Consider the following 8,704-nt stretch of genomic DNA (forward strand, 5'->3'; position numbering starts at 1 on the left):
CCTCCTCCCTTTTCTCTCATCCTTTCTACCTTCCCCCCCCCCCCCCCCCCCCCCCCCCTCCGCCCCCCCCCCCCCCCCCCCCCCCCCTCCCCCCCCCCCCCCCCCCCCCCCCCCCCGAAACTAAGAAAAAAGCGAGTAACGAAAGCAGGTTCCCGGCTCCTAAAAATAAAAACGGAAGGATTTGAGGGATTATTAATAGCTTTTTTTGTTGAATCTCATGATTTTGAATCCAATTTGCTATTTTTGCACATCAGACGTAAAAAAATTATGGCAAAGCAAGAAGATGTTTTCAAGAAAGTAATTTCTCACGCTAAAGAATATGGATTTATTTTCCCTTCCAGTGAGATCTATGATGGTTTATCCGCTGTTTATGATTATGGACAGAACGGGGCTGAACTTAAAAATAATATCAAACAATACTGGTGGAAAGCTATGGTACAGCTTAACGAAAATATTGTGGGTATTGATTCGGCAATCCTTATGCACCCAACAACATGGAAGGCATCAGGCCACGTAGACGCTTTCAACGATCCATTGATTGACAATAAAGATTCTAAGAAACGTTTCAGAGCAGACGTTTTGGTGGAAGACTATTGTGCTAAAATTGAAGATAAAGAGAATAAAGAAATTGAAAAAGCAGCGAAGAGATTCGGAGAGGCTTTTGATAAAGCTCAATTTGAAGCTACGAATCCAAAAATTTTGGAATACAGAGCAAAAAGAGAGGCTATCCTTTCAAGGTTGGCAAAGTCTTTAGAAAATGAAGATCTTGCTGATGTAAAAGCTTTGATTGAAGAGCTTGAAATTGCTGATCCGGATACGGGTTCTAAAAACTGGACGGAAGTAAGACAGTTCAACTTAATGTTCGGGACTAAATTAGGTGCTTCTGCTGACAGTGCTATGGATCTTTATCTGAGACCGGAAACGGCTCAGGGTATTTTTGTGAATTATTTGAACGTTCAGAAAACATCACGTCATAAGCTTCCATTCGGTATTGCACAGATTGGTAAGGCTTTCAGAAATGAGATTGTTGCAAGACAGTTCATCTTCAGAATGCGTGAATTTGAGCAAATGGAAATGCAGTTCTTCGTTGCTCCGGGTACAGAACTTGAGTTCTACGAACAATGGAAACAAAAACGTCTGAACTGGCACTTAGCCTTAGGATTAGGAAATGACAATTACAGATTCCATGATCATGAGAAACTGGCTCACTATGCTAATGCTGCAGCTGATATTGAGTTTAATTTCCCATTCGGATTCAAAGAATTGGAAGGTATTCACTCCAGAACCGATTTTGACCTTAAGGCTCACGAAAAATTCTCAGGAAGAAAGCTACAGTTCTTCGATCCTGAAAGAAATGAAAACTATGTACCTTATGTAGTGGAAACTTCTGTAGGTTTAGACAGATTATTCCTTTCTATTTTCTCTCATTGCTTAAAAGACGAAGTATTGGAGGATGGTTCTGAAAGAACAGTTTTATCTTTACCTCCGGCTTTAGCACCGATTAAAGCAGCGATTCTTCCATTGATGAAGAAAGATGGTTTAGCAGAATATGCAGAGAAAATCTTCAACGATCTGAAATACGATTTCAACTTATTCTACGAGGAAAAAGATGCGATCGGAAAGCGTTACAGAAGACAGGATGCCATTGGTACTCCATATTGTATTACAGTAGATCATGATTCATTAACTGATCATACAGTAACCATCAGAGACAGGGATACCATGCAACAGGAAAGAGTTCCTGTTTCAGAGTTGAGACGAATCATTGATGAAAAGACCAACTTCAGAAATTTACTTTCTAAAATATAGTGTGAAAGCCCTGTCATCAGGGCTTTTTTTTATTTAAAAAAATAGATATATCACATATTAGAAAAATGATTATTTTTGATGCAATGTAAAACTAATCATAACCATGAAGAAATTAATTATCTCATCACTAGCCATGGCAGTGATCATAAGCTGTAGCTCATCCAATGATGATGCCTCTAACAACAACGATAATAACAATAACACGCCATATCTCTTAAAAAAATCAACTGAAATTGCTCCGGACGGCTCATCTTATGTTGTAGAATATAAATACAACGGAACTAAAATAATAGAGTCTTATGATGTTACCGATAAGGAAAAAGTAGCCTATACTTATAACGGGGACAATATCGAAAAAGCTGAAGTGTACAGAGATGGAGTATTAAAAATCACAAGAGAATATTCTTATTCTAACGGTAAATTGGTTGCTCAAAAAGTAACGAATAAAGAAAAAGGTCAACCTTTGATTTATACCGAAAACTATCAATACGTAAGCGACAACCATGTACAGTATAATGATTTTTATTCTGCTACGTACAGCCCGACAACGGGAGCTTATTCTGATATCAAATTCGTTCAGAAAGATGTTTACCTGAATAATGGTAATATAATATCTTCCAGCTTTACAAACATGGGAACTACCCACAGTATAACCTACGTTTATGATGGAAACAATCATCCTATGAAGAATGTAACCGGTTTTGTAAAAATGGAAATATTCAGCTATGACGATGGCGAAATGGGCTACAGTAATCTGCTTAGCTCAAATGGTACTTTTACAGGTATTTTGAGTGGAAACCATCAGTCCAAAGGAATTCATACACTTAATGCGGCCAATTATCCTACAAAATCAGAGATGACTTATACAAGCTCTAGTGTTGGAAATAATAAACGTACTTACCTTTATGAATACAACAAGTAATGGTTTACTTTACTGCAATATAGCCTTGAAATAACTCAAGGCTTTTTTATTTATCACTGATCTTCATTTTTCTAACTAAATTATTTTACATTTGTTAGAGACCGATTCGTGAAAATATGAGAATATTAAAATATGTGATAGGCGGAGCTATCGCAGGTGTAGCAGCAGCTTATCTTCTGGGATATGACTATTTATTTAATGGGATTTCCAAAACCTATCTTAAAGGGAAACCCGGAGCCTATATTGATGACGGAAACCTTTTTCCCAGCAATCCTATTGCTATAGGGGTACCAAAGCGATGGGAAGAAGACCCGGAATACAACTCCAAAGAGTTACCTAAAAATTTAGTTGATAATTTAAAACACTCAAAAACGGCTTCATTTATCGTAGTCCGAAACGGAAGGATTCTTCACGAACAATATTGGGAAGGATACAACCAGCTCTCGCAAACCAATTCTTTTTCTATGGCAAAGGCAGTAACGGTAATGCTCTTAGGAAAGGCCCTGGAAGAAGGTATTATTAAAAATATTGACGAAAAGTTTTCTGATTTTTATTCTGAATTTAAGACCAAAATATTTGGCAACAAGGTGACTCTTAAGAACCTTGCCCAAATGGAATCCGGACTTGACTGGGACGAAAATTACAATAATCCTTTTCTTCCCAATGCAAAAGCTTATTATGGAAAAAGTCTTGTAAAAGCAGTTTTTTCAAGAAATTTTAAAGAGGAACCGGGAACAAGATTCGAATACCAAAGCGGCTCTACTCAGCTCCTGGGTTTTGCTTTGAAAAAAGTACTGGGAAAACCATTGGCAAGCTATCTATCTGAAAAATTCTGGATTCCGCTGGGTATGGAACAACATGCTAAATGGAGCACAGACGATTATGGCATGGAAAAAACATACTGTTGCATTCATTCTAATGCAAGAGATTTTGCAAAACTGGGGCAATTGTTTCTCGATAATGGTAAAGTGGGCGATCAACAAGTTCTCAATCTTAATTTTATCGAACAAATGAGAACGCCTACCCAAAAGTCTCAAGAGACATATGGAATGGGGCTATGGATTAATCATGATAATCCTGTCAAACATTATTATTTCCTTGGATTACAGGGGCAATATATTATTATGATTCCTGAACACAATATGGTTATTGTAAGAACAGGAAGTTATGCCAACAGTCCAAAAAATGATAAAGGACGACCTGATCAGGTGAAATTCCTGGTGAATGAAGTGGTACAGCTATTCAAGTAAAGCATCAATACGATTAATGAAACCTGAAATTGGCTTCCGGTAAGGTATTATTTTTTAAAAAAGCTTCATATTCCGGAGATAGCTTTGCCCTGCCAAAGGTATTTTCCCCACTCATACTTCCGAGTCGGACCTTGTCTTTTCCAAATTTCCGGTTCATCGCATCCATCGCCTTCATGACAGGAAGATGCTGATTCTGTATATCTTCTTCAAAAAGACTGATCTGTCTTTGGTCTTCAGGAACGAAGTCATTGACCAAAACTCCAGCCCTTTTATAGTGAAAGCCTTCTCTGTAAATGGCTTCAAAAAGTTCATTCACTACTCTTCCTATTACAATAGAAGAATTTGTAGGATTGGATAGAATCCGGGTCATTGCATTTCTATATTCGGGAAGATCTTTTCTAAAACGGTTGGTTTGCACAAAAACAGTAACCATTTTACAACATGTATTTTGTTTCCGTAATCTTTCTGAACAATACATTCCAAAAGTTTCCACCCGCTCCCGGATCTCTTCTTTTTTCGTGAGCATTTCCATAAAGCTTCTGGTAACCGCTATCGATTTTTTGGGTGATGGAGCGTCCAATTCCAACTGACGAATGCCTTTTAGCTCATTAATCATTCTTACACCATGGATTCCCATCATCTTTCGAACCCATATTTCCGGTTTCTGAAGAAGATCCCAGGCTTTATAGACTCCACTATCATTCATTTTTGCAGCTAATCTTCGCCCTATTCCCCATACATCTTCTATATTGAACCATCTCAATGCTTTTTCAATTTTTCCAGGAGTATCCAAAATATAAACACCATCAAATTTTTCCGGAAAATCTTTCACAATTCTATTGGCAAGCTTACACAATGTTTTAGTAGGAGCTATTCCTATACTCACAGGAATTTTCACTTTTTCCTGTATCTCTGTTTTGATTTTAAGGCAATATCCATAAATATCAATGTATTTAAACCCTGTCAAATCCAAAAAAAGCTCATCAATACTATATACTTCATGATCGATGACATAGGATTTCGCAATATTGATTACTTCCTGACTTTTGTAATTATACAGCTCAAATTTTGCAGAAAAGCTTTTAACATTATGTTGTTGAAAAAGTTCTTTGTATTTGAAGGCCGGTGCTGCCATAGGAATTCCCAGATCTTTTGCTTCTTTGCTTCTCGATACAACGCATCCATCGTTGTTGGAAAGTACTACAACGGCTTGGTTTTCCAAAGATGGATCCAAGGTCCTTTCACAGGAAACAAAAAAGTTATTACAATCTACCAGAGCATACATGATGAATGAATATCTATACAAAATTATTGTTTTTAAAGAACAATATATTCTTTTAGACCAGATTTAACATTAGATTTAACACACTGAAAAACAAATGAATAAAATTTCAAAATACGACATATTTTGTCGCATTAACAATTTAATTTTGGTTTCAAAAACCTTTGTCAAGGTTCGGTATCTGCTAAAATGTTGTATTAAATCATCCTCAACCGTTCTTCTTCCAAATCAATTTGATATAACTGATGCCGGATAATATCTTCATTCACTGAAATATCTTTATTCAGTTCAGCAAGAAATTGCCGTTGACTTTCCAGCATTTCAAAAAAAATAGCCTTGATATTTTCATCCATCCAATCTGTATCATTATTCTGATTTTTTTCTTCCCAATGTTTCAAAACTCTTTCAATTCCGGCATGGCTGTGTAACTCATTTTCATGTTTATTTTTAAGAAAGTGATAAACATGATGCTGCAATTTTTGTTTGACCTCCAGCCTTGCCTGCTTATCTTTTTCTTCATCCATAAAATCATCAAATGCATGTCCGTATTTTATAAAATAAGGCAATGTAAGCCCTTGCACCAATAATGTCAGCAATATGACTATAAAAGTAATGAACAGAATAAGATTTCTATTAGGGAATGGACTTCCATTCTCAAGGGTTATAGGAATTGCTAAAGCAGCAGCTAATGAAACTACACCTCTCATTCCTGTCCATCCAAGTATAAGAGGCATCATTAAGCGCCTTCTGGTAGAAGAGACTCTTGGAGCAACTCTTGGCCGAAAAATAATGGTAGCTACCATTGCAGCATATGAACTTATTATTCGGGCTATAATAAGAATAATGGTAACCCAAATTCCGTATTGAATTGCGGTCCCTAAAGGGATCCCTTCTGAACGTAAGCCTCCAACTATTTCTGGAAGTTCAAGTCCAATGATCAAAAATACAATTCCATTGAGAATGAATACAAAACTTTCCCATACACTATATCCTCTTATACGACTTGTACTGTTTAAGAATATCATTCGATTATTCGACAGATATAACCCGCCACAGACTACTGCCAATACACCAGAGCAATGGAACTGCTCTGCTACCCAATACATCAAATAAGGCTCAATAAGAGTTAATGCAATATCTGAAGAGGCATCTGTAGGAAGTCGCCTATGTATTTGTACGAAAATCCAGGCAAGAATCAATCCCATTCCTGATCCGCCGATAATCATCCACAGAAAATTTAAAGAAGCTTCCTGCCACACAAATTGTCCAGTTCCTACAGCAATCAGGGCAAAACGAAAAATAATTAAGGAAGAAGCATCATTCAGCAAGCTTTCTCCTTCTAAAATAGCTGAAGTGGTTTTAGGTATTTTCACAAATTTCATAATAGCTCCTGTACTCACTGCATCAGGAGGAGATACAATTCCCCCTAATAAAAAACCTAATGCAATTGTAAAACCGGGGATAAAATAATTAGCTGTTACGGCAACTGTAAATGCGGTAAAAAAGACAACTAAAAAGGCAAAACTTCCGATAATCCGCCACCATCTCTTCATCTCTTTAAAAGAAATAGACCATGCCGCTTCAAATAATAAAGGAGGTAAAAAAATAAAGAATATAAGATCAGGGTTTATTTTTACAGCTGGTAAACCGGGAATAAAACTCACAAGCAGCCCAAATACAACCAATAAAATCGGGTAGGCAATTTTTAATTTGTTCGCCCACATATTGAGCAGTACAATAGCTGCTATCATCGCCAGGAAAAAAGGTAAAATCGTATGCATTCTGTATTGTGTTTTTTCTTTAAATACTCTCCATTTATTGAATCTTTAAAAATCCAGGGAACATTTATTTACAAATATACATTCAATTCGAATTAACTTCTATTATTTTTTAATCTTAACAAAACTTTATTCAAGAGCATAAAAAATTGATTAATCTTCTCCTAAAACCACAACCAAACAAAATTAATTTTTTAATTAAAACACGTCAACTTTAGTCGCATTCATCCTATATTTTTGCCAAATAACAGTAAAAAATCATGGACAAAGTAACATTAGAGCGAATTACGAAACTTCATCCGTTAGTACGTGATGAAGTAAAACAAATTATTAAAGAATGCGATGAAGAGCTTACCGGAAGAGCCAAAATCAGAATTACTCAAGGGTTAAGATCTTTTGAAGAGCAGGAAAAATTATATGCTATCGGAAGAATTACTTCAGGAAAAAAGGTAACCAATGCCAAAGCAGGACAAAGTATTCACAATTACGGTCTCGCTGTAGATATCTGTCTCATTATTGACGGAAAAATTGCAAGCTGGGATACTGCCAAAGATTGGGACAATGATCAGGTTGCGGATTGGTATGAATGTGTAAAAATTTTTGCAAAATACGGTTGGGATTGGGGAGGAAATTGGAAAACGTTCAAAGACCTTCCTCACTTCGAAAAAAAGAATATCCCATCCCAAAAAGGTAATATAAAAACCAGCTGGAGAAGGCTTTTGAAACTGCCAAGAGACAGGCAAAATTATGTTATTTTTTAACGCTCTTTTATTTGAAATCATTTAAAATACGACAAGTTCTGTCGCTTCCCCGTCCTACCTTTGCTTTACAGAAAACAACTGAAAAAGCAATGAAATCTAAGCATGGAACCAGAATATTTTTTCCCAAATAGTCTTCGTTCTCTTGATCTAAGATTGCATGTGTCCTTTTAAAAAAACCATTAAAAACATCACATGAAAAAGACAACCATTCTTTCTTTAGACGGGGGTGGAATAAGAGGAATTATCACCTGCATTATTCTACGCTACATAGAAGAACAGCTCCAGTATTATGATAAACCAAGTGCCAAACTTGGAGATTATTTTGATCTGGTTGCAGGCAGCAGCACAGGAGGTCTGATTGCTTCTATTATCCTATGCCCCGATGAAACCCGAAAAGCAAAATATTCTATCCAAAAAGGATTGGAATTGTATGCAGAAAAGGGCGGTGACATTTTCCAGGTTTCCTTTTGGGAAAAACTGGTGAATCCATTCGGATTATTGAATGAAAGAATTTCCCAGGAATCACTTGAGAAAAACCTGAATGATTTTTTTGGAAATTTAGAGTTAAAAGAATTAATAAAACCGTGTTTAATCACAAGTTATGATATAGAAAACAGACGGGCAAAACTTTTCAATTCTTGGAAAGCCAACCTCAGCACAGATAATTTCTATGTAAAAGATATTTGCAGAGCAACTTCAGCCGCTCCTACTTATTTTTGCCCCGTACAGATCAAATCCATGTACGGGCAGATATTCAGTCTGATTGATGGTGGAATGTTTGCCAATAACCCTGCCCTTTGCGCTTATGCAGAGGCAAGAAAGATTCCTTTTGCAGAAGTTTTGAAAAATCATCAGAAAGCCAACCATCCCAGCGTAAATGATATGCTTATCATATCTATCGG

Annotated in this window: 7 protein-coding genes; 5 read left to right on the top strand and 2 right to left on the bottom strand. The window is 36.5% G+C overall.

The features are described 5' to 3' along the window. Positions 1–267: 267 nt before the first annotated feature. The 3 genes from CW752_RS04580 to CW752_RS04590 all read left to right on the top strand — a co-directional run bounded on the left by CW752_RS04580 (position 268) and on the right by CW752_RS04590 (position 3,981). Complete coding sequence (locus tag CW752_RS04580; protein ID WP_101238585.1) at positions 268–1,809, top strand: glycine--tRNA ligase; 1,542 nt, start codon at positions 268–270, stop codon at positions 1,807–1,809. A gap of 103 nt (positions 1,810–1,912) precedes the next feature. Further along, positions 1,913–2,731, top strand: coding sequence for a hypothetical protein (locus CW752_RS04585; RefSeq protein WP_101238586.1), 819 nt, complete (start codon positions 1,913–1,915; stop codon positions 2,729–2,731). A gap of 116 nt (positions 2,732–2,847) precedes the next feature. Next, complete coding sequence (locus tag CW752_RS04590; protein WP_101238587.1) at positions 2,848–3,981, top strand: serine hydrolase domain-containing protein; 1,134 nt, start codon at positions 2,848–2,850, stop codon at positions 3,979–3,981. 13 nt (positions 3,982–3,994) lie between these two features. On the opposite strand, the gene CW752_RS04595 is transcribed toward CW752_RS04590, so the two are convergent. Further along, positions 3,995–5,287 carry a Y-family DNA polymerase gene (locus tag CW752_RS04595; protein WP_228401615.1) on the bottom strand — a complete coding sequence of 431 codons (1,293 nt, stop codon included), beginning with the start codon at positions 5,285–5,287 and terminating at the stop codon, positions 3,995–3,997. 173 nt (positions 5,288–5,460) lie between these two features. Continuing rightward, a complete protein-coding gene (locus CW752_RS04600) occupies positions 5,461–7,044 on the bottom strand; it encodes a Na+/H+ antiporter (RefSeq protein ID WP_101238589.1) in 1,584 nt (527 codons plus the stop codon). A 257-nt stretch (positions 7,045–7,301) separates the two neighbouring features. On the opposite strand from CW752_RS04600, the gene CW752_RS04605 reads away from it, so the two are divergent. Together CW752_RS04605 and CW752_RS04615 are read left to right on the top strand one after the other, a co-directional pair. After that, positions 7,302–7,802, top strand: a complete 501-nt coding sequence (locus CW752_RS04605) for a M15 family metallopeptidase (protein WP_101238590.1) — start codon at positions 7,302–7,304, stop codon at positions 7,800–7,802. Positions 7,803–7,994: 192 nt separating this feature from the next. Beyond that, a partial coding sequence (locus CW752_RS04615) for a patatin-like phospholipase family protein (RefSeq protein ID WP_101238592.1) occupies positions 7,995–8,704 on the top strand: 710 nt, incomplete at its 3' end.

This window comes from Chryseobacterium sp. PMSZPI (genome assembly GCF_002835665.1).
Classification (GTDB): domain Bacteria; phylum Bacteroidota; class Bacteroidia; order Flavobacteriales; family Weeksellaceae; genus Chryseobacterium.

What these genes read in the sequence shown, in the direction of transcription:
- CW752_RS04580 (WP_101238585.1), top strand. Translation starts at nt 268, where the DNA reads ATGGCAAAGCAAGAAGATGTTTTCAAGAAAGTAATTTCTCACGCTAAA.
- CW752_RS04585 (WP_101238586.1), top strand. Translation starts at nt 1,913, where the DNA reads ATGAAGAAATTAATTATCTCATCACTAGCCATGGCAGTGATCATAAGC.
- CW752_RS04590 (WP_101238587.1), top strand. Translation starts at nt 2,848, where the DNA reads ATGAGAATATTAAAATATGTGATAGGCGGAGCTATCGCAGGTGTAGCA.
- CW752_RS04600 (WP_101238589.1), bottom strand. Translation starts at nt 7,044, where the DNA reads ATGCATACGATTTTACCTTTTTTCCTGGCGATGATAGCAGCTATTGTA.
- CW752_RS04605 (WP_101238590.1), top strand. Translation starts at nt 7,302, where the DNA reads ATGGACAAAGTAACATTAGAGCGAATTACGAAACTTCATCCGTTAGTA.